This is a genomic window from Leptospira idonii, from assembly GCF_004770995.1.
GTDB classification, from domain to species: domain Bacteria; phylum Spirochaetota; class Leptospiria; order Leptospirales; family Leptospiraceae; genus Leptospira_A; species Leptospira_A idonii.
The window spans coordinates 1-17,996 of the sequence record NZ_RQHW01000079.1 but is presented as its reverse complement, the minus strand read 5'-3'; the positions used below and the strand labels follow the sequence as shown (position 1 = coordinate 17,996).

The 17,996-nt window shown below is 40.7% G+C and carries 23 protein-coding genes and 2 tRNA genes; 15 read left to right on the top strand and 10 right to left on the bottom strand.

The annotated features are described in order from the left end of the window. Nucleotides 1–146: 146 nt before the first annotated feature. Genes EHS15_RS17995 through EHS15_RS17975 form a run of 5 tightly spaced genes read left to right on the top strand, consistent with a single transcriptional unit; the run spans nucleotide 147 to nucleotide 3,978 of the window. Entirely contained in the window at nucleotides 147–749 is a 603-nt protein-coding gene (locus tag EHS15_RS17995; RefSeq protein ID WP_135761981.1) for a hypothetical protein, read from the top strand. A 1-nt stretch (nucleotide 750) separates the two neighbouring features. Continuing rightward, nucleotides 751–2,139, top strand: a complete 1,389-nt coding sequence (locus EHS15_RS17990) for an SGNH/GDSL hydrolase family protein (protein WP_135761980.1) — start codon at nucleotides 751–753, stop codon at nucleotides 2,137–2,139. Nucleotides 2,140–2,184: 45 nt separating this feature from the next. Continuing rightward, a complete protein-coding gene (locus EHS15_RS17985) occupies nucleotides 2,185–2,709 on the top strand; it encodes a hypothetical protein (protein WP_135761979.1) in 525 nt (174 codons plus the stop codon). Continuing rightward, nucleotides 2,703–3,416 (top strand): hypothetical protein, encoded by a 714-nt coding sequence (locus EHS15_RS17980; RefSeq protein ID WP_135761978.1) that lies wholly within the window; start codon nucleotides 2,703–2,705, stop codon nucleotides 3,414–3,416. The genes EHS15_RS17985 and EHS15_RS17980 overlap by 7 nt, the downstream gene beginning before the upstream one ends. Continuing rightward, a complete protein-coding gene (locus EHS15_RS17975; RefSeq protein WP_135761977.1) occupies nucleotides 3,388–3,978 on the top strand; it encodes a hypothetical protein in 591 nt (196 codons plus the stop codon). The genes EHS15_RS17980 and EHS15_RS17975 overlap by 29 nt, the downstream gene beginning before the upstream one ends. 11 nt (nucleotides 3,979–3,989) lie before the next feature. Here the strand turns inward: EHS15_RS17975 and EHS15_RS17970 are convergent. After that, nucleotides 3,990–4,061, bottom strand: a tRNA-Pro gene (locus EHS15_RS17970). 135 nt (nucleotides 4,062–4,196) lie between these two features. Here EHS15_RS17970 and EHS15_RS17965 point away from each other — a divergent pair. Continuing rightward, nucleotides 4,197–4,787: a hypothetical protein gene (locus EHS15_RS17965; protein ID WP_135761976.1), complete on the top strand. Its 591-nt coding sequence runs from the start codon at nucleotides 4,197–4,199 to the stop codon at nucleotides 4,785–4,787. A 2-nt stretch (nucleotides 4,788–4,789) separates the two neighbouring features. Here EHS15_RS17965 and sixA read toward each other — a convergent pair whose 3' ends face one another. Continuing rightward, the gene (gene sixA, locus EHS15_RS17960; protein ID WP_135761975.1) at nucleotides 4,790–5,278 is read right to left on the bottom strand and encodes a phosphohistidine phosphatase SixA; all 489 of its coding nucleotides are present in this window, start codon (nucleotides 5,276–5,278) and stop codon (nucleotides 4,790–4,792) included. A gap of 103 nt (nucleotides 5,279–5,381) precedes the next feature. Here sixA and EHS15_RS17955 point away from each other — a divergent pair, with 103 nt between their 5' ends. Genes EHS15_RS17955 through EHS15_RS17940 form a run of 4 tightly spaced genes read left to right on the top strand, consistent with a single transcriptional unit; the run spans nucleotide 5,382 to nucleotide 7,869 of the window. Continuing rightward, on the top strand, nucleotides 5,382–5,867 hold the full coding sequence (locus EHS15_RS17955; RefSeq protein ID WP_135761974.1) for an RNA pyrophosphohydrolase: 486 nt from the start codon (nucleotides 5,382–5,384) through the stop codon (nucleotides 5,865–5,867). Between the two features lie 26 nt (nucleotides 5,868–5,893). Further along, the gene (locus tag EHS15_RS17950) at nucleotides 5,894–6,181 is read left to right on the top strand and encodes an acylphosphatase (protein ID WP_135761973.1); all 288 of its coding nucleotides are present in this window, start codon (nucleotides 5,894–5,896) and stop codon (nucleotides 6,179–6,181) included. A gap of 10 nt (nucleotides 6,182–6,191) precedes the next feature. After that, on the top strand, nucleotides 6,192–7,208 hold the full coding sequence (locus tag EHS15_RS17945) for an aldo/keto reductase (RefSeq protein WP_135761972.1): 1,017 nt from the start codon (nucleotides 6,192–6,194) through the stop codon (nucleotides 7,206–7,208). A gap of 22 nt (nucleotides 7,209–7,230) precedes the next feature. Next, a complete protein-coding gene (locus tag EHS15_RS17940) occupies nucleotides 7,231–7,869 on the top strand; it encodes a hypothetical protein (RefSeq protein WP_246052289.1) in 639 nt (212 codons plus the stop codon). A 17-nt stretch (nucleotides 7,870–7,886) separates the two neighbouring features. Here EHS15_RS17940 and EHS15_RS17935 read toward each other — a convergent pair whose 3' ends face one another. From EHS15_RS17935 to EHS15_RS17920, 4 genes are read right to left on the bottom strand one after another with little or no spacing between them, the layout of a single operon-like run. Next, complete coding sequence (locus EHS15_RS17935) at nucleotides 7,887–8,600, bottom strand: histidine phosphatase family protein (protein ID WP_135761971.1); 714 nt, start codon at nucleotides 8,598–8,600, stop codon at nucleotides 7,887–7,889. Next, the gene (locus EHS15_RS17930; RefSeq protein WP_135761970.1) at nucleotides 8,601–9,014 is read right to left on the bottom strand and encodes a DUF6285 domain-containing protein; all 414 of its coding nucleotides are present in this window, start codon (nucleotides 9,012–9,014) and stop codon (nucleotides 8,601–8,603) included. After that, nucleotides 9,004–10,047, bottom strand: coding sequence for a phosphotransferase family protein (locus tag EHS15_RS17925; protein ID WP_135761969.1), 1,044 nt, complete (start codon nucleotides 10,045–10,047; stop codon nucleotides 9,004–9,006). The genes EHS15_RS17930 and EHS15_RS17925 overlap by 11 nt, the downstream gene beginning before the upstream one ends. Nucleotides 10,048–10,056: 9 nt before the next feature. Further along, a complete protein-coding gene (locus tag EHS15_RS17920; protein ID WP_135761968.1) occupies nucleotides 10,057–11,232 on the bottom strand; it encodes an acyl-CoA dehydrogenase family protein in 1,176 nt (391 codons plus the stop codon). A 155-nt stretch (nucleotides 11,233–11,387) separates the two neighbouring features. Here EHS15_RS17920 and EHS15_RS17915 point away from each other — a divergent pair, with 155 nt between their 5' ends. Next, entirely contained in the window at nucleotides 11,388–12,110 is a 723-nt protein-coding gene (locus EHS15_RS17915) for a FadR/GntR family transcriptional regulator (RefSeq protein ID WP_135761967.1), read from the top strand. Between the two features lie 18 nt (nucleotides 12,111–12,128). On the opposite strand, the gene EHS15_RS17910 is transcribed toward EHS15_RS17915, so the two are convergent. Continuing rightward, the gene (locus EHS15_RS17910; RefSeq protein WP_135761966.1) at nucleotides 12,129–13,028 is read right to left on the bottom strand and encodes a LysM peptidoglycan-binding domain-containing M23 family metallopeptidase; all 900 of its coding nucleotides are present in this window, start codon (nucleotides 13,026–13,028) and stop codon (nucleotides 12,129–12,131) included. Between the two features lie 78 nt (nucleotides 13,029–13,106). Here EHS15_RS17910 and EHS15_RS17905 point away from each other — a divergent pair, with 78 nt between their 5' ends. Both EHS15_RS17905 and EHS15_RS17900 read left to right on the top strand, forming a co-directional pair. Further along, the gene (locus EHS15_RS17905) at nucleotides 13,107–14,009 is read left to right on the top strand and encodes a CPBP family intramembrane glutamic endopeptidase (protein WP_135761965.1); all 903 of its coding nucleotides are present in this window, start codon (nucleotides 13,107–13,109) and stop codon (nucleotides 14,007–14,009) included. Continuing rightward, complete coding sequence (locus EHS15_RS17900) at nucleotides 14,006–14,743, top strand: hypothetical protein (RefSeq protein WP_135761964.1); 738 nt, start codon at nucleotides 14,006–14,008, stop codon at nucleotides 14,741–14,743. Before EHS15_RS17905 ends, EHS15_RS17900 begins: the two co-directional genes overlap by 4 nt. On the opposite strand, the gene EHS15_RS17895 is transcribed toward EHS15_RS17900, so the two are convergent. Continuing rightward, a complete protein-coding gene (locus EHS15_RS17895; RefSeq protein WP_135761963.1) occupies nucleotides 14,740–15,075 on the bottom strand; it encodes a hypothetical protein in 336 nt (111 codons plus the stop codon). The two genes, EHS15_RS17900 and EHS15_RS17895, sit on opposite strands and share 4 nt — an antisense overlap. Nucleotides 15,076–15,096: 21 nt before the next feature. On the opposite strand from EHS15_RS17895, the gene EHS15_RS17890 reads away from it, so the two are divergent. Then, nucleotides 15,097–15,513 (top strand): DUF423 domain-containing protein, encoded by a 417-nt coding sequence (locus tag EHS15_RS17890; RefSeq protein WP_135761962.1) that lies wholly within the window; start codon nucleotides 15,097–15,099, stop codon nucleotides 15,511–15,513. On the opposite strand, the gene EHS15_RS17885 is transcribed toward EHS15_RS17890, so the two are convergent. Then, entirely contained in the window at nucleotides 15,483–15,812 is a 330-nt protein-coding gene (locus tag EHS15_RS17885; RefSeq protein ID WP_135761961.1) for a hypothetical protein, read from the bottom strand. The two genes, EHS15_RS17890 and EHS15_RS17885, sit on opposite strands and share 31 nt — an antisense overlap. Nucleotides 15,813–15,824: 12 nt before the next feature. Beyond that, nucleotides 15,825–17,336 (bottom strand): carboxypeptidase M32, encoded by a 1,512-nt coding sequence (locus EHS15_RS17880; protein WP_135761960.1) that lies wholly within the window; start codon nucleotides 17,334–17,336, stop codon nucleotides 15,825–15,827. Nucleotides 17,337–17,419: 83 nt separating this feature from the next. Between EHS15_RS17880 and EHS15_RS17875 the strand changes: the two genes are divergently transcribed. Next, nucleotides 17,420–17,490 (top strand) — tRNA-Gly (locus tag EHS15_RS17875). The last annotated feature ends 506 nt before the right edge of the window (nucleotides 17,491–17,996 follow it).

Sequence of the window (17,996 nt, the reverse complement as noted above, 5' to 3'; positions counted from 1 at the left end):
CAGAAAAATTCAAATCCACCGTTTTTAACGTTCAAAACTTACGGAAATAACGCTCGTAACGTTCTAAACCCTGAATATATATTAAATAATCACTAGATCTATTTTAATTTAAAAAATATTCTGATTTAATATATAATGAATCATTTATGAAGAACTATTTTTTAAAGATTTTTTTTATTTTGGTTTGTACCCTAATTGGCTGTGACTTTTCAACTCCTAAAGGAAACCTGATTGCGCCAATTTCAAATACCGAAGTCAGATATCCTGCTTTAGTCATTCCAGAGGGATTTGCTCCCTCGCCTATGATAGCTGTAGAGTCCCAAAAAATCGAAAGTACTAAAAATTTAATATTGCGAAAGGGATTTAATGACAATCAAGTCATTACCATTCAATTGGAAGAACTCAAAAGTTTAAATGAGTTTTTTAGAAACAATACTACCTCGGAAGGAACAAAGTTCATTGGGCAAATAGAAGGATACTCTCCAGGTATGACTTTGGAAGAATACATCGACCAAACAATCCAAATCACGATTGAGAATGCTAAAAACCATCCGATAGAATTTTTAAAAGACCTTCGCCTAGAAATAGTATCATGGGTGTTTGCACTTCAATTAATCAAGAGCAGATGCGATGTGAATACTTCAGAAGAATGTAAAGCCATATCGAACATATCCGATAAGTATTTATTCCTAAGAGAGGAAGTTATAAAAATCATCACAGAAAAATCTAAGGCTGAAATCGGACTTTAAAATGTTAAGAATAATTTTTATATCTATTGTTTTCTTACTTCATTCTTTATCTACCAGCCTATATGCGGGGGCAATCGACGACTGGTATCAAGAAAATATTTTCAAGAGAATTAATGGAATTCCAACTCAGGCAGAATTAGCCAAAGAATTTGCAGAAGCATTGATGGTAAAAACTTATGCAGACGGCAGATATGCAGAGATACTTGGAACTAAGTGCTTTTTAAAAAATGATCAATCTTCTCCTCGTGGACCAATTTCTGTAGAAGAGGTAGCAACAAACACAAGAAATCATGTTTTATTATGGGGAGACTCTATGACTGCTGCACTCACTAGTGTGGGTGGACTAATAACAGTAAATCCTGAAATTTATTTTGGATCGAAAGCAAATAATATTATGATAAAGGCAGTTGGGTCTTCTTCTTCAGAAGATCTAAGACATTCCCTTGATGTTCGAGCGGATTATAATCCTTTTCTTTTTTACCCTGACCCACACACAAATAATCATGTAAATCTGGAAAACAAAACAGCAGTGATTCTGATTGGCGGGAATGATCTACTTCGATTTGAGATGATGCTAAAAGCAATTCCTTGGTTGACCATTTTTAGACAAAATAGCGTGGTCAATAATTTAAACAGAATTGTAACTTACCATCAAGCGCAAGGGGCAAGGGTTCTTCTCCTAGGACAAACTCCTAGACCTTCCGATCCACCGGAATTTGTTTTTTTTGGTGATCTGGGAGTATTGGGGGACTTTTATAGAGAGATGTTGTCAGCAGCTTTAGAAATGTTAGGTGCAGGTATCTCTGCTACTGGTGCGGTATTTGCGGATATAGACGCCTGCATTTCAGCAGGGCAGTGTCATCGGCCATTGAACTCACTCACAACTGTAGTATCTAGTGTATATGCAGGTTCTCATGAAAATGTTTGGGAAGATTATATCATCGCAAGATTAGGGATGGCAGGGACTGATACGACTTGGCTTTCCCAACAATTAGGTTACCAAACTATCATGGTAAAAAATTTAGTAGCGATGACCCGGAATGCAGAGCATATGGACGAGTGGTTCGCTTTTTCAGATCCAGGTGCATTGGCCGCAGGAAAGTGGTGGGTAGGGAACCCATCACTTTATCTTGAAGATCGGATTCATTTCTCTCACCCATGGGGACATTCCTTGCACACTCGAAATTTAGATCAGAAACTGACTTCTTTAAATTGGTGGGAAAATCCAATCCCAACTCAGGGAGATAGATGTAATTTTACAAGCAGTGCAACTTTCCCTACAGGACAACCTGCTGGATGGACGGAAGAACCTCCTGAACTTCCTGCAGCTGATGATAACACGTTACTATTGCTTATCTTATGTTTTTACTTTGGACACTGCTCAGTATGAAAAAATTAATTCAAATCATTCTAATTTTATTGTTAGTAATTCATTGTGATGGAAATGGGAAATCCCTTTTGGGAAAGAAAGAAAAATCACAATCCAAAGAATTGTGTGCAGTTAGTTTGGCTCTATGCCCAAAATCATATGAAACTTGCAAGGCCGAAGGTAAACTTCATCCTTCAGTTTGTGACACATCTTATAATCAATGTATACAAACTTCATTTTTTTGTTTTGCTGGGGATAATAAGCCAAATGCGATATAATAAAGCTATCGTTGTAGTTTTGTTATGTTTATTTTTTTTATCCTGTAAGAACAAAAAGCATGAAGAAGGGGAGTGCCTTAAAACTCCTTCGCAGGTAGAAGACGATGGTAGCCGCCCTAAGGATACGCTGAATATTTGCAGACATAAGCTAATGAAAGCGAAAATTCTACCACATCCGCCAGAAATGCTAGAAGGAAAAGTAATACAATTCTGTTTTTTTGAAGAAGAGAATGGAGTGTATACCTTTTATAAAGATTCATCTAAGAGTAACAAATTAGCAGTGGTTCCAGACAAAGAATCGATTTTATGGTAAGATATTTTCTATTTTTAGTCTTTGTCTTTGTTTCTAATTTGTATGCTGATTCAGTTTGGAAACGAGGACGTATCATTTACCAAGATGGAATTAATACGAATGCAGAGTATTCTAAATTGGAAGATGGAACTTACTTTATCAGGCAAGGAAATATTGGCCATAAATTCAATCCTTCCCAAGTTCGTAGTTTTGTAGAGGATGCGTATTTTCAGAAAATTAATAATTCATCGCCAATGCAAAGCTCTTTCGAAAGTCTGATTTACTTTAGAAGCGGAGAAAATTATCAACTTCGAGAGGAGAAAGAAATTTCTTTTTCCAATTCAATTGCACTTGGTTCTAAAATATCCGCTCTCACCGCTGCCACGTATTTCTTTTTTGATTCGATGAAAAAAAGAAAAGAAGTGAGTAGTTCTATCTATTTTTTGGATTACAATCAAAAAAGAAATGAATTCGAAAATGCAAGAAATGGATTTTATTTATCCGCTGCGATCTTCGGAATCATTTCCGTTTACTATATGATAGACGCATACGCTTCTTTTGATACTGGAGTTGATGGAAAAAAAATCGGTGCTTATCAATCCAAAGAAATGAGTTTGGAAGAATACCTGAAAACCCAAGTTCCAAACAAACAATCCTATTTTCAATTTCAGAATCAACCGGTGGAACATACATTTAACTATGAGAAGACTTTTAGTTTTCATTTTTAGTATTTCCTTTATCAGTTGTTTTAATGCTCCTTCTCCTGATTTAAGCAAAACGACTTTTCTTCTTGCAAATATCTATTATGCACAGTCTGGGTGTAGATTCAGAGCCTATGATGTCTCAATGGATAAGAAGGATGTCTGTATTTATCTATCTCTGAAAGATTGCGACAAGAATTCATATTCGGTGCTTATGAAGGCGCGATTGGAAATTTTAATTTCAGGACTAAGGGATTTAGCATCGAAATACGATTCATGCATCATCGATGCATCGGAAGAAATACAATTTCTTTCTAGGTTGACCAAAGGAACCGATCCGATTTTAGCTAAGTCAAATTTAAATCCTAGTTATGAAAACTTTTTACATGATGTGAATTGTCAAAGTAAAGTTCAGGATCGAAATCTATTGAACCTTTCTCAAACAGAAAAGATTTTCGATCCGTCGATTTATTTGGCAATCTATGCCCAGAATTCAAATTGTCCTCTTGCTATACCTCTTACGGAAAGTGAACGTATTTTAGTCGATGATGTAAAAAGAAATCGATTGTGGTATTTCGGAGAGCTATGAGCAAAAAACTTTCGGAGTGACCGGATTTGAACCGGCGACCACTTGCCCCCCAGACAAGTGCGCTACCGCTGCGCTACACCCCGTTTTTAGTTTCTAAGCCAAAAAATCAGAGGGAAAACTTTGGTCAAGCTTTACGAATTCTTTAAGTATTTATGATTGTCAGCCCAACCTTACATTTTCATATTCTAAAATGAACCGCGCTGGTTTTTAAGATCATAATGAAATCCATTTACTGCTATTTTCTACTCATTTTTCTATTCACTTTACTCTCAAATTGTTTCATTTTCAAAAAGAACGAAGAAAATAAGGATGCCACAAATCTTTTGCTACTCACCGCACTCCGAATTGCGAATGAAATTCCTTGCACAAATGTGGAAGAATTAAAAAGCATAGAAACAACTCCGACTGTAAATCTTTGTTTTAAAGCAACTATAAACGGCTATTCCTACGTAATTGTTCGTTTTCCCGAAGCAGGAGATTATTCACTTAACGCTTACTATGTCAATGGAACTGCCAAAAGCTTAGTTGCTTATGCACGAAGTTGCGATAATCCACTTACTTGTGCCTCAGAGGCTGAAAAGGCAGCATTAAATTCGGTAATTATAAAGTCTCTTATCAAACAAGAGACATCCGCAACCCAAAGCTTGGAATTCCAGCATAGAATTGCAACAGCTAATACGTATCTATTAGTGCAGTATATAACCTCTGACACTAATTCTATCTATACTTGTGTAAGTAATTGTTTGTATTACGATGGAAAGAAAGAAGCACCTTCTTTGAGTGTCAAAATCAAAAAATTAGTCCCTTAATCTCATTCATCCAATAAATCGGGAGATAACGCCCAGATGATTTGACCGTGTGCGAATTTTTCCCGAGCAACATTGATGGCGATGGTAGAACCCGGTTGGAACACAAGGTTCTGTGCGGCACAGGTGTTTCCTAAAAGTTTTGCCGCAAAATCAGTGATATCGGGATTATGACCGACTAACAAAACTGTGTCCGAGTTGGTCAAAGAAACCAGGTCGGAAAGGATATTCGTGCAGCCGGCTCCTGCAGCAAGTTCATCGGAAGGAACAGGTGAGCCTTGGAATTGAATCTCTTCGGAAAGAATTTCTGCAGTGAGTCTGGTTCGAATGTAAGGGCTATAGTAAACCTGGCTCACCTTTAAAGATGATTTATTAATGAACCTTCCGATTTTATGAATGTCTCGAATCCCTTTTTCAGTGAGAGTACGAGACTGATCCGATTTTGAGGAAGCAGGATCTTCCGCTTCACCGTGCCGAACCAAAATGATCTTCATCCTAAGATCTCCTATTCCCAAGAATGAAATTGAGACATCAGGGAGAAACAAAAAATTAATGATTTTCTTGCGATTTTCTCTCTAAGTCGAATCCTCTTCTTATATGACGGACAAACCCTATCGCAAAAACGTAGGAATGGTGGTTTTTAACCATTCGGGATCGGTCATCGTAGGGGAAAGAAATCAATTTCCCGGCTCCTGGCAGTTCCCGCAAGGCGGGATCGACGAAGGGGAAGATTATATAGATGCCGCCAAACGAGAATTATGGGAAGAGTTGGGAATTAAAAACGCAGTGTATGTGGGGGAATATCCTGACTGGATTCCCTACGACTTTCCGAACAACCTAGGTCTAAATTCACATCTTCAAAAATTCAGAGGCCAGCTGCAAAGATGGATTCTCTACTACTGGGACGGAAGTTTGGAAGAATGCGACCTGGATCACTTCGAGATAGAATTCATTTCCATCAAACACATGCATCTATTAGACACTGTAAATGCAGTGGTTGATTTCAAAAAACCGGTGTATGAAAAGTTTGTTCCGTTTTTCCAGGGGCTGATTGAAAATTACATTGCAGAGAAACAAAAATAAACTAGGTTAGAGAGAGGAGAGATCACTTGGGAAAATCAATAGAGAAAAAAGCACGAATCGTCGTTAGGGGAACGGTTCAAGGCGTAGGTTTCCGATACTACATCATGCAAAAAGCCCAAGAGATGAGATTGAAAGGTTACACTCAAAATCTGCCGAACGGAGAAGTGGAAGCGGTCGTAGAAGGAGATCAACTTTTCATAGAAGACCTTTACCGTGCGATGCAAAGAGGTCCTACCAAGGCGAAAGTGAAAGACCATATCATAGAATGGGGAGAACCGAAAGGGCAATTCAGAACTTTCTCCATCAAAAGGTAATTATAAATTTATGAAAAAAAGAAGACTGGGCAAAACAGGAATGGTGGTTTCCGAAATTTGTATGGGAACCATGACTTTCGGTTCTTCTTGCGACGAATCGGAAGCATTTCGTATATTAGATAAAGCTTATGATGCTGGAATCGATTTTTACGATACCGCAGAAATTTATCCTGTCCCTCCCCAAAAATCACTCGTCCATAGAACGGAAGAAATTTTCGGAAAGTGGCTGCAAACGAAACCGAGAGACGGAGTCATCATTGCGACCAAAGCGGTCGGCCCGGGACACGGATGGTTCAGCCCTCCTTTGCGGGAAGGAAAAACAGCATTAGACAGATACCACATTCGAAGAGCCATTGAAGGTTCTTTAAGAAGATTGGGAACGGAAACCATCGATTTGTACCAAACCCATTGGCCCGATCCGGATATGCCTTACGATGAAACAATGGAAGTTCTTACGGAATTGAAAAAAGAAGGTAAAATCCGTTATGCGGGATGCTCAAACGAAACATCTTACGGTCTGATGAAAAGCCTTTGGACTTCGGACAAAAACAAATCCATCCGATACGATTCCATTCAAAATAACTTCAGCATCCTCAACAGAAGATTCGAAGACGAACTCGCACAAGTTTGCAGAAAAGAAGGAGTTTCCCTTCTACCCTACTCTCCGTTAGCCGGCGGAGTCCTGACGGGAAAATACAATACGGAAAATCCTCCTAAAGATTCGCGTTTCATTCGTTATATGCAGGAAGGAGACAGACAAAAAAGAATGTCCAATCGTTTCTTAAACGACAACACTCTTGCTGCCACTGCGGAACTCACCCAAATCGCCAAAAATTTCGGACTGAGCCCCACAGTGCTTTCCGTTGCCTGGAGCAAACAACACGATTACGTCGCATCTACAATCATAGGTGCCAATACGGTCGCACAATTGGAAGAATCATTGAAAGCGGCGGATGTGATTCTATCGGAAGACATCCTCAACCAAATCAATGCGGTTTCCAAAAAAATCCAATACCCCATGGGATAAAATCAAAAGAGAGTTTAGGAATATGAATCTAAGAAACATCAATTTCAATCTGCGGTCGGTCTTAAACTCTCTTGTCCGCAAAGGACTCATTCTTTGGATATTGTTTCTTCTTTTTCCCGATTGTTCCACTTTCGGACCAAGAAACGCACAAAGTTCCTTGATCATCGTGCAAATGACCCTTCAAAAAGATGAACTTCTGTTAGATGAATTGATCGATCCTAGGTTTCAAAAAGTCACCCTCAGAAAAGGGGATTCCGTTTATGAATATTCCGAAAATACGGAAAACTATTACTACTTTCAAAATCTAAAAGAAGGACAGTACGAAATCTACGATGCGATTCATCTTTTGAATCGGGGAGCTTCCGATTTTGCATACGGTTCCACCAAACAACCGGCAAAGATCGATATCGACTTCGATCGAAAAGACATCGATGTTTCCCGCCTCAATTTGGAACCCGGGACTGTCACTTTTTTAGGAACCTTTCATGTAAAAGTGAATTTCAAATTCCAGGAAGAACCTGAAATCAAAGTTAGGTTTTCCAAAACGATGGAAGAGGAAAGAGCCGCCTTCGAACATCTTTATAAAAACTACCCTAGAAACGGGTGGGGGCAAAAGGCGAAAAACAGGCTCAAATTCATCAACTCCGTCTCTCCTATGTAATCAAAACCTGTTTTCTGTTATACGATTGTGATTTCGTCCGGGTCAAGTAGGTGAGGCACTGCATTCCAGGAAACAGGTTCCCAAACTCCGTTTTCTCTTCTAAAAACGCTTAACGAAGTATTTACGATCGATTTCATAAAAACAGGAAAACTTTTTCTCTCCAATCCGCAGATCTCCCCCATGGTCACGGCTACGGGAGTGCTGGAAGAAACAACCAAGGTACTTTTTACGTCTTGAGGAATGGAACCAAGAGCGCTTAACACACGTTCTACATATTCTTCGAAGGTATATGGTTCGATAGGATCCCAAACCCCGTTCACCCAGTCCGCCAAAACTTTTTGGATAAGGATTTGAAAATAGTCCCTAGTGCTTTCCTCTCCTTTTTCCCAAGCGAGTCTGTATTTTTCATACAAAGAGGCAAAATCGGAATCTATATTTCTGATTTTGGCAGCCAAAGAAAGCCACATTCTGGAATCGAACTCGTCCCAGTTTTCATTTTCCAAAGGTTCGGGAAAACAAAACTTTTCGGAAGAAAATGCGCTTAAGATTCCGGCCGCAGTTTGTTTTTGTCTCTGCAAACTTCCCGTATAAACGGAATCGAATTCGATTCTTTGTTTTAAAAAATATTCGCCTAACAGAACTGCTTGTTTTTTACCTAGTTCGGTGAGTTGATCGTAATTTTTTCCTAAACGGTCTGCTTGCCCATGGCGCACCAAATACAATAATCCCATCTAAGCGTTGTACCTCGGATTCGAAACCGCCAAATTGTTTTTTAAAACGGATTTGATCTGTTCCCAAACTTCAGACTTTACGGAACTTTCTTTGGAAGTTCTCAAATAAGAAGAGAGTTCGGAATTCCATGAGGAAAGTTTTTCTATTTTTTCCTTTTGAGAAAGGGATCGAAATTCGCCGGGAGAAAGTTTGAAATCCTTCAATACCGATTTTATTTTCGAGAAACTTTCGAATTCGATAAATGCCTGTTCCTCGGATTTATCCAATTCTCTGGCGATCACTCCCAACATATTCCAACTTACAAGTGTTTTGTAAGATAATAAATCCTCACCTTCCAATTTAGGAAGAACCTCTTTCATCAAAAGATCTTGGATTGCGGAAAGTAATTCTTTCGCTTCCGGTCTATACTGCATTTTCTGCCTCCTCGATGAGTCTCATCGCTTCCCATTCCATTTCCGCAGTTCTTCTTCCGATGGCAGCAAGTTCGATTCCTTTGTCTTTGCCGGAAAGATGTCTCTCTGCCTGTTGTGCGGAACCGATCGCCCATCTTAAATTTCCCATAATTTCCCAAAACCGAACTTTTTTAGGATCGATCTCCACCTTACTTACGTTTGCATAAGCACGATAAAAATCGGGTCTGTCCCCGAAGCCGCCCACTTCTTTGTTCAATTTACCGAAGCGCCAGTCCCTCATACAGAGCCAAGCCACATCTTCGTGACGATCTCCCCAATGAGCGAATTCATAATCCAGAATTCCTTGCAGACCTTCCTTGGTGATCATAAAGTTTCCCGTTCTAAAATCTCCGTGAACCAAAACGATGGAATCCACCTCGGGTTTGTTTTTTTCCATCCAATTGAGGGAAATTTCAATAGCAGGATGAGCTTCCGGCAATTCATCCAAAGATTTACGAAGATCGGAAATGGAATCGTCCACATAAACTTTAGGGTTCGTGATTTTTAATTTCTGTTTGAGTTCTTCATCTAACACGGATTCGGGTCGAACCGTATGAAGACGGGCCAAATTCCCCGCCAAATCGGGAACCATTCCCGACTTTCTATATTCATTCAATTCTGCATCCTTAATGATATAACGCCCAGTTGCCCTTCCTGAAATTTTTTCCATCAAGTAAAAAGGAGAACCTATGATCGATCGGTTTTCTTCCAGATAGATCGGCTCAGGAGTTTTGACTCCCGCCTTATAAGCAAGTTCCGCCACCTTAAACTCGTCTCTTTTGGAAAGGGAAGAAAGCAAGGAGGCTCCTTTGTCCGTTCGCAGTACTATGTTTTTTTCGGAAAAGGATGATCCTTCACCTAATTGAAGCTTAATGGAATAATTATCCTGGCAAGCTCCTCCACTGAGATGATGGATGTCTTCTATCTTTACGGAAGAGTTCCATACTTTAGTGAGATGGTTTTCTATAAGAGGTTTGAGTTCCTTGATTTCCATACACAGCCCTCAAAAATCCCATTTTTCGGAAACATAGTTTCTGCCGATCACCATTTTATGGACTTCGGAAGGACCGTCCGCAATTCTTGCGGCTCTTGCATCTCTGTAAAAGAGTTCCAAAGGAAGATCTCTGGAATATCCTTTTCCTCCGCAAATTTGAATGGCAGTGTCGATGGATTTACAAAGTGATTCGCTCACCTTCCATTTTGCCATGGATGTTTCTTGTCTGGCATCCTGACCAGTTTGCAAAAGCCAAGCGGCTTTCAGTGTCAGTAAAAACCCCATTTCTATTTCAGTGGCACATTCCGCAAACATCCATTGGATTCCTTGGTGTTCCGCGATTTTAGAATTGAAAACGATTCTTTCTTTCGCATAACTACGAGCAATGGAAAGTGCTCTTCTGGCAAGACCTGTCCATCGCATACAGTGAGTTAATCGAGCTGGTCCCAATCGTTCCTGGGAAAGGCGAAATCCTTCTCCCACTCTTCCCAAAACCATATCTTCGGGAACTTCTACATTTTCAAAATTCAATTCGCAATGACCGCCCGGACCGTGGGATCCCATAAGCTCGATCTCCCGAACCATCGTGTATCCTTTCGCATCCGTAGGGACAAGGAACATGGTAGTTTTGCGGAAACTTCCGTTTACCTTCGCCATCACGATCAAATACTTTGCTCCGTTCGCTCCGGTACAATACCACTTGCGACCGTTGAGTATGAATTTATCACCGACTTTCTCCGCATTCGTTTGTAAGTTGGTAGGATCGGATCCTGCTCCTGGAGAAGGTTCCGTCATCGCAAAAGCGGTTCTCAATTCTCCTTGGCATAAAGGATGTAAAATAAGTTCCTTTTGTTTTTCCGTAGCGGCTAACGAAAGAAGGTGCATATTACCTTCGTCAGGCGCATCGCAATTGAAGATATAGGGTGCGATGGGTGATCTTCCGATTTCACTGAAGATGATGCAGGTGCCGATTTGATCCAAACCCAATCCACCTTCCGATTTCGGAAGATGAGGAGTCCAAAGACCTGCGGCTCTCACTTTCGCTCTTGCTTGCCTGTTGATCTCTTCCGGCATTCTACCGGTTTCGTAATTATAGTGTTTTTCCAGAGGAATGATTTCCGTCTGAATGAATTCTCTGATCTGTTTGCGGAGGGATTCGACCGATTCTGGGATTTGGAAGTCCATTTGTAGTACCTCTTACATTTGCTGCAATTGATTCCTGTATGCAGAAATCGTCCTACGATGCAGAATTACCGCAAAAACTGTTGACGATTTCACTTTCACACAATACTAAAGAATTGTGATCACAATGTCAATGATAAATATCTCACAGGAAAGCCATGTTGCCTCATAAGCTTGTCGTGAAAAAGTTCATCCGGGACGTTTACGAGGAAAAACTGAAACCTGGGGACAAACTTCCCCCTTTGCGGGAACTTTCCAAACAACTGAACACAGACCAAACCTCCCTCCGAATCGCTCTCAAACATCTTGAATTTATGAAGATTTTGGAAATCAAACGGAGTGACGGAGTGTACGTTCTGGACTATAGAAAAAATGCGGGTCCCGAATTCCTTATGGAACTTTTTCCCGAATCGGAAGAGGACAATTCACATATCAATAGTTATCTGATCGATGAGGCATTCGAATACTGGATCGTGCTTGTGCCGGAATTGATCCGGTTGGCATGGAAACGTTACAGCATTCGCAACATTCGGGAAATGTTAAACATCTATGAAGAAGAAGCGAAGAACTTAAACAACATATCTGTACTCGTGGAATTGGAAATGCGTCATATAAATCTGCTTACGGAAGTGACGAATAATATCATGGTCACTCTTACTATGAATTCCATCCTGCCTTTGCGAAAAAAAATGACGGAGTTTTTCATTAAAGCGATAGGTAAGGACGAATTCGCAAAATACATCTCTTTAAGAAAAAAATTGGCAAGAGGATATCTGACGGAAAATCACGCAGATAGGGAAACAAGTATACAAACCTACAGGGATGCGATGGATCGTTACCGCAAGATGATGAGGGATCAGATTGCGAAAGGACTTAAATAGAAAAAACTTGTTTCCCTTTCAATGAGAAGAGAAAAACGGCTTTTGTCTTTTGGAGTTTCTTCTGATTTCAAAATGAAGATGAGGGCCTGTCGCTCTTCCCGTCATCCCTACCTCACCGATCTTCTGACCTTTTTTTACGGTGTCGCCATGTTTGACTTCGTAAGCACTCAAATGACCGTATCTGGTTTCATAACCTAAAGAATGTTTTAGGATGATAAGCTTGCCGTATCCGCCGTTGACTCCTAAAAATTCCACGGTTCCGTCCTGAGACGCAAGAACATCTGATCCTTGTTTTGCGGCTAAATCGACTCCTCCGTGGAATGTTTCTTTTTTAGTGAAAGGATCGTTTCTTTTTCCGAAACCGGAAGTGAGTCTCGCTTCAACCAAAGGCATAAAAAAGCCTGAGCCGTAGAAAAAAGATTTTTCCACTTTTCCCATCATCACTCCGGGAACGAACCACTTGCCTCTGGATTCATCATATTGCAGTTTCTCTTCAGGAATGGAATATTTTTTAGACAACTCCATTTTCGACGATTCTGAGTTAGGTGTTCCTTCGGGATGAAAGGTTCCTCTCATGTTTGGAATTTCCAAAATCATTCCGGGAGCTAAATCGTGAGGAGAACTCAATTCGTTTACTGAAGACAAAGTCTCCAAATCCATCCCGGTACGAGCCATGATTTTGAAAAAGTTATCCTCTTTTTTCACCTTATAGCGGTAGTATTTAAGAGGGATCAGTTGGTCGTATCTTTGTCCCGATTTGGAGATTCTAAGATTCTCTTTTACTTCCGATCTTAAATTTTTTAAGATCGGATTTTGATAATCCAGATTGGCGAGCACGAGTGCAGGCTCGGAGAAAAGGGTTTCATGAAAAAGAAAAATGTGACAAAAAAGGACAATCGCTAAACGGCAAAATTTCATAGAAACCCTTCCCTATGAATGTCGACAGGTTTTAAAAAAACGATGACGATTATCCCCCAAAACCGACGATGGGAGCACATGCAAACTCGTTTTTATGAGATTTTTAAGCTCACTGCTTTCGCTCTCTTACTTATACTTATCTCTACCGGCCTTTTCACTATCATCTACCTGGGGTTCATGCAAAATAACGTTTTCAGCGACCGAATTCCGGAAGCGGAAACGCAGCCGATTTTGGAAGAATTCATCGCGGGAAAAATCGGCTTTCAAGAAACCCTAGATCGTTACAATGCAATCCTCAATCCTTTGCGGGAAGAATTCTCCAAAGAAATGGGAGAGAATCCGGGCAAACTGGAAGTGTTGTTTTACGACAAAATGTTTTCGGACAAACCGCATTACACCTTGGTGCATTCGGTGAGTTGGTTTCTATGTTACATTGTTGTGGGATATTTCTTTTATAAAAAGATCCTACAAATTCCCATCACAGATCTTCAAGAAGAACTTTCTTTGAAGGTAATTTTAAAGGGCATAGGAAACGGCTTTGCTCTTTTTTTGGCAGTCCTTCTTATTTCCAATATATTACTCGCATTAGGCGTTAAAATGGAGCCGGGAATTTTTTCGGAAAAACTTTCCGCCTCTCTTGCGGGAGGAAACGGTTACCTTCTTGCTTGGGGAATTTATACCATCGGTATGATCACAGGAATTATGGAAGAAGTGTTCTTCCGTGGATTTTTGCTAAAATCTTTCATAGATAAAAATCTGGAACAAGAAGGTTTGATGATCATCTCCCTTATCTTCGGCTGGCTGCATTTCGGAAGCGGAACCACGGTTGCCGTTCCGTTTTTACTCACATTCGTAGGAATGTATTTCGGATTTTTATATTTAAAAACCAAAAATCTATGGATCTCCGTGGCCTGCCACGCATCCTATAACATCTTTGGTTTGTTAGCTGCTTACATGAAAATGGATGGAGTCACACCTTGAACCGTTTTTTTCGCAAACTCGCTCTTTGTTTTCTTTTCTGTTCCGTTTCTTTTCCCTTATTTGCAGGAGAAACTGTCGAAATTATGGGAACTCCCGACGATTTGAATCTTCGCCTAACCGCACTTCTAAGCAAGATGGATCCTAATTTTTACGGCGATGATAGAACAAAAGGTTTTCTCTTTCGATATCGTCATACTTGGAAAAACCCATACGACTTCGATATCTATATCGGAAAGGTCAGCAAAACCTCTCAAGATTCCATTTTGAGAATCGAATCCGCTAGATCCGGTCAGGAAAGGATGTGGAAACAAATCATCGAACAGGAATTTCTAAGAAAACCTCCTGCTGAGTTTGCCGTTCCTTTGGAACGAAAGTATCACGTCATATCACAAGGGTTAAATTTAATTTCTCCCGTTGCTTCCGTGGGGTACAACTCATGGAACTCCCCCCTTTACACGAATAAAGACACCCTCATCAGCATGGCGGCATACTTTCTTGTGGATTTGATTTTAGTGGGAGGAGCTTACTACTATGCGGAGCAAAACCTTCCTAAAAAGAACATCTGGTCAAATATGATGAATGAAAAAGGGCCTGGTACCGTTTGGGAAAGTCCGAATGCGATCGGAATTTTTACGGCGCTGGCAGTGACCAGAGCCGTACGTGCTTTCGATGCTTGGGAAGATACATCAGCACATAACAAAACGGCTCAATTCAATTGGTCTTTTCGATTTTAGAATTTGAATAAATCTCTGGCGGCATCCTGCGCACTGGATTTTTCAAAGTCTTCTCTTTCGATTAAAACTAAATCTAAGCCTTCTTTTTGAATGCGGGAAAGGATTTTACCGATCTCGCTCGGCTGATTCACTTTAGTGGCTAAATACTTGAACACATTGCCGCAATCGGGGCACTTTTTATCCTTCAGATAGTTTAACCCTAGTTTTTTGCAGTTCCCGCAAGTTCCGTACAGATCGTCTATGTACAAAAGTTGTTTTTTGACTTCGTCCACTTGCAATTGTTTCCAAACTCGCACAAATTTTGTTTTATTTCCCGACGCATCTTGGTTCATAGGAAAAAGGAAATGTAAATTATGAATCTTGTCAAGAACCAATCCTTGCGTCTTCCTTTCCTGATCACTTGCTTATCAGGGTTTTTAGCGGTCGCCATAGGTGCCTTCGGTGCACATGGCTTAAAAGAAACTATCGGAGAAAGACTTCCCGTATTCGATACAGGCAGTAAATACCATTTTTATCATACGATCGTTTGTTTGGTGGTATTGGTTTCGTTAGCGGTCCAAGAAGGAAAACCGGATCGAAAAATTCTATTTTCCGTTTGGTTTTTCATCATCGGAATTCTTCTTTTTTCCTTCAGCCTTTACACTCTTGCGATCACAGGCCAAAGGATATTAGGAGCAATCACTCCGTTAGGTGGAGTTTGTTTTTTAATAGGTTGGATTCTTTTAGGAATCGGATTGTATCAGTCTTTTTTAGTGCCGAAGAAAAACTGACCTTTTTTAACGATTAGATTTCTGGAAATCAGACCGTCCGCAATCAGAAGTAGTCCGTTTGCGGCGGCTTCCTTATCTTCCAAAGATGCGTCTTTCTGCATCGCCATCAATTCATGGACGTATTTGCGTCGTTTTACATCCAACACTCCCAACATAGAACCGCAGATCTTTTCATTCATCTGTAAAAAGGCAAGTGCCAATGTTTGAGGAGGAGTTTCGATACAAAGATAATAAAGAGCTAAATTGTCGAAATAGGAAAGTTGCCCTATTTTTTCCAATACTTGATCCGAATCGGACATATTCTATTTCCTTTAAATAGTTCCCACTTCGGAAACTTTTGATTTAAGATATTGAATCAGATACTTTGCATTAGGCGATTCACCTGTTGCGGAAGAAACCAAAGAATTCACATCTTGGATTTTACCTTGGTGATGAATTTTGGAACGAAGCCATTTCAGAAGAGAAGAAAAATCTCCGTCCTTCGCAAAACTATTTTGATACCCTGAAGTTTCTTTTTCAAATGCGGCAAAAAACTGAGAAGAAAATATATTTCCCAAAGTATAAGTAGGAAAATACCCGAACCCTCCCATAGACCAATGAATGTCTTGGAGAACTCCTTCCGAATCGTTTTCGATTTTCAAACCTAGATATTCTTTCACTTTGGAATTCCAAAGTTCGGGAAGATCCTTCACTTTGATTTTACCATTGATGAGATCTCTTTCGATTTCGAAACGAAGGATGATGTGAAGGTTATAAGTGACTTGATCCGCTTCGACTCTGATTTTACTTTTTTTAGTCGAGTTGATGGATTTATAAAGATCGGTGAAGGAAATATCTTTTTCAGTAAGACCGAAGTCGGAAATAAGGATCGGATATAAAAATTCCCAGAAAGAACGAGACCTTCCTACTTGATTTTCCCAAAGCCTGCTTTGCGATTCATGAATTCCCAAGCTCAAAAACTCCGTGAGAGGGCTAGGCCAATCTTCTATTTCGGAAAGACCCGCTTCATATAAAGAATGTCCTGTCTCATGTAACACACCAAAGATGGAAGAAAGAGGATCGGATTCGGAATAACGAGTGGTGATTCGTTTGTCCGCTTTTCCCAAACTTGTGGAAAAAGGATGATGGCTTACATCCAAACGAGAAACGTCGAAAGAGAGACCGAGGAGAGGAGGCAGTCTCTTGCAGAGTTTTTCTTGTTTCTCTTTGGAAGTGGTGCGGGAAGAAAAAGGAGATTCGAAATAAGGAGCCGATTCAACGATAGGAACCAATTCTTTTTTTAAGTCTTGGAACAATTGATCGATCTCGGAAGCCTTGGCATCCTTCTCATAAGAATCCAAAAGAACATCGTAAGGCTCGGTCGTATAACCGATGTAATCTGCCTGTTTTCTGGAAAGTCCCACTATCTTTTCCAAAATTTCCGAAAAATCGGAAAACTTTTGGTTCTTTTTGGCCTCCGCCCAAACGGCATGAGCTAAGTTCGTGGTTTCGGAAAACTCCGTCACAAACTCCGCAGGAAGCTTTTCCGCTTTTTTTCTCTCGTCTTCCAAGACGGAAAACTCTCTTTCCCAGAGGGATTTTTGAGTTTGTGGTACCTCCGACAAAGACTGAACCGCTTTTTCGATCAAATCTTTGTATTCTGGGCCGACGGTCCATTCATGCGTCAGGCCGGATATTTCCGCAATTTGTTTGGCCCTGTATTCCCTGCCCGAAGGAGGCATCATGACTTCGGAATCCCAATGCAAAACGGAACCGATGTCCTGAAACGTTTTGATTTTGCGGTAGAACTGTCTGTAATTTTCGAGAGCTTTCGGAAGGGCCATATACCCATTCTCTACAACGAATCAATTCTGGAACCAAAAATCATTGACCGCGAACCTTCCTAGAAAACTATGTATATACCAATGCGGGTGTGGTGTAACGGTAGCACAGCAGCCTTCCAAGCTTCTGGCGAGGGTTCGAGTCCCTTCGCCCGCAAAGACTCTTTCCTCTTTTCCCAAAAATAAATCTCAATCTAACAAACAATCTACGAAGGGATCGAACGGGTGAGCGAGTCAGAAAATGAACGACCCATAGGGAGTGATGTTTTCTGATCCGAAGGCAGGATGCCTGAGGACGAGCGAACCGTGCCTCGGAGCGTTACGAGCCACGACGGCGAGTAGCGGAGAGGGCGAGTCCCTTCGCCCGCAAAGACTCTTTCCTCTTTTCCCAAAAATAAATCTCAATCTAACAAACAATCTACGAAGGGATCGAACGGGTGAGCGAGTCAGAAAATGAACGACCCATAGGGAGTGATGTTTTCTGATCCGAAGGCAGGATGCCTGAGGACGAGCGAGCCGTGCCTCGGAGCGTTACGAGCCACGACGGCGAGTAGCGGAGAGGGCGAGTGGAGTTCCTACAATAATTCGGACAGAAAAATCAAGCAATCCTTTGATCATATATCTTACGAAATTCCATAGGACTTGTAAAGTCCAAAGTAGAAT

Bases quoted from the DNA above. Each gene is read 5' to 3' on its own strand.
- EHS15_RS17995 (WP_135761981.1), top strand. From the start codon at position 147: ATGAAGAACTATTTTTTAAAGATTTTTTTTATTTTGGTTTGTACCCTA.
- EHS15_RS17990 (WP_135761980.1), top strand. From the start codon at position 751: ATGTTAAGAATAATTTTTATATCTATTGTTTTCTTACTTCATTCTTTA.
- EHS15_RS17980 (WP_135761978.1), top strand. From the start codon at position 2,703: ATGGTAAGATATTTTCTATTTTTAGTCTTTGTCTTTGTTTCTAATTTG.
- EHS15_RS17975 (WP_135761977.1), top strand. From the start codon at position 3,388: ATGAGAAGACTTTTAGTTTTCATTTTTAGTATTTCCTTTATCAGTTGT.
- EHS15_RS17965 (WP_135761976.1), top strand. From the start codon at position 4,197: ATGAAATCCATTTACTGCTATTTTCTACTCATTTTTCTATTCACTTTA.
- sixA (WP_135761975.1), bottom strand. From the start codon at position 5,278: ATGAAGATCATTTTGGTTCGGCACGGTGAAGCGGAAGATCCTGCTTCC.
- EHS15_RS17955 (WP_135761974.1), top strand. From the start codon at position 5,382: ATGACGGACAAACCCTATCGCAAAAACGTAGGAATGGTGGTTTTTAAC.
- EHS15_RS17945 (WP_135761972.1), top strand. From the start codon at position 6,192: ATGAAAAAAAGAAGACTGGGCAAAACAGGAATGGTGGTTTCCGAAATT.
- EHS15_RS17940 (WP_246052289.1), top strand. From the start codon at position 7,231: ATGAATCTAAGAAACATCAATTTCAATCTGCGGTCGGTCTTAAACTCT.
- EHS15_RS17935 (WP_135761971.1), bottom strand. From the start codon at position 8,600: ATGGGATTATTGTATTTGGTGCGCCATGGGCAAGCAGACCGTTTAGGA.
- EHS15_RS17930 (WP_135761970.1), bottom strand. From the start codon at position 9,014: ATGCAGTATAGACCGGAAGCGAAAGAATTACTTTCCGCAATCCAAGAT.
- EHS15_RS17925 (WP_135761969.1), bottom strand. From the start codon at position 10,047: ATGGAAATCAAGGAACTCAAACCTCTTATAGAAAACCATCTCACTAAA.
- EHS15_RS17920 (WP_135761968.1), bottom strand. From the start codon at position 11,232: ATGGACTTCCAAATCCCAGAATCGGTCGAATCCCTCCGCAAACAGATC.
- EHS15_RS17915 (WP_135761967.1), top strand. From the start codon at position 11,388: ATGTTGCCTCATAAGCTTGTCGTGAAAAAGTTCATCCGGGACGTTTAC.
- EHS15_RS17910 (WP_135761966.1), bottom strand. From the start codon at position 13,028: ATGAAATTTTGCCGTTTAGCGATTGTCCTTTTTTGTCACATTTTTCTT.
- EHS15_RS17905 (WP_135761965.1), top strand. From the start codon at position 13,107: ATGCAAACTCGTTTTTATGAGATTTTTAAGCTCACTGCTTTCGCTCTC.
- EHS15_RS17895 (WP_135761963.1), bottom strand. From the start codon at position 15,075: ATGAACCAAGATGCGTCGGGAAATAAAACAAAATTTGTGCGAGTTTGG.
- EHS15_RS17890 (WP_135761962.1), top strand. From the start codon at position 15,097: ATGAATCTTGTCAAGAACCAATCCTTGCGTCTTCCTTTCCTGATCACT.
- EHS15_RS17885 (WP_135761961.1), bottom strand. From the start codon at position 15,812: ATGTCCGATTCGGATCAAGTATTGGAAAAAATAGGGCAACTTTCCTAT.
- EHS15_RS17880 (WP_135761960.1), bottom strand. From the start codon at position 17,336: ATGGCCCTTCCGAAAGCTCTCGAAAATTACAGACAGTTCTACCGCAAA.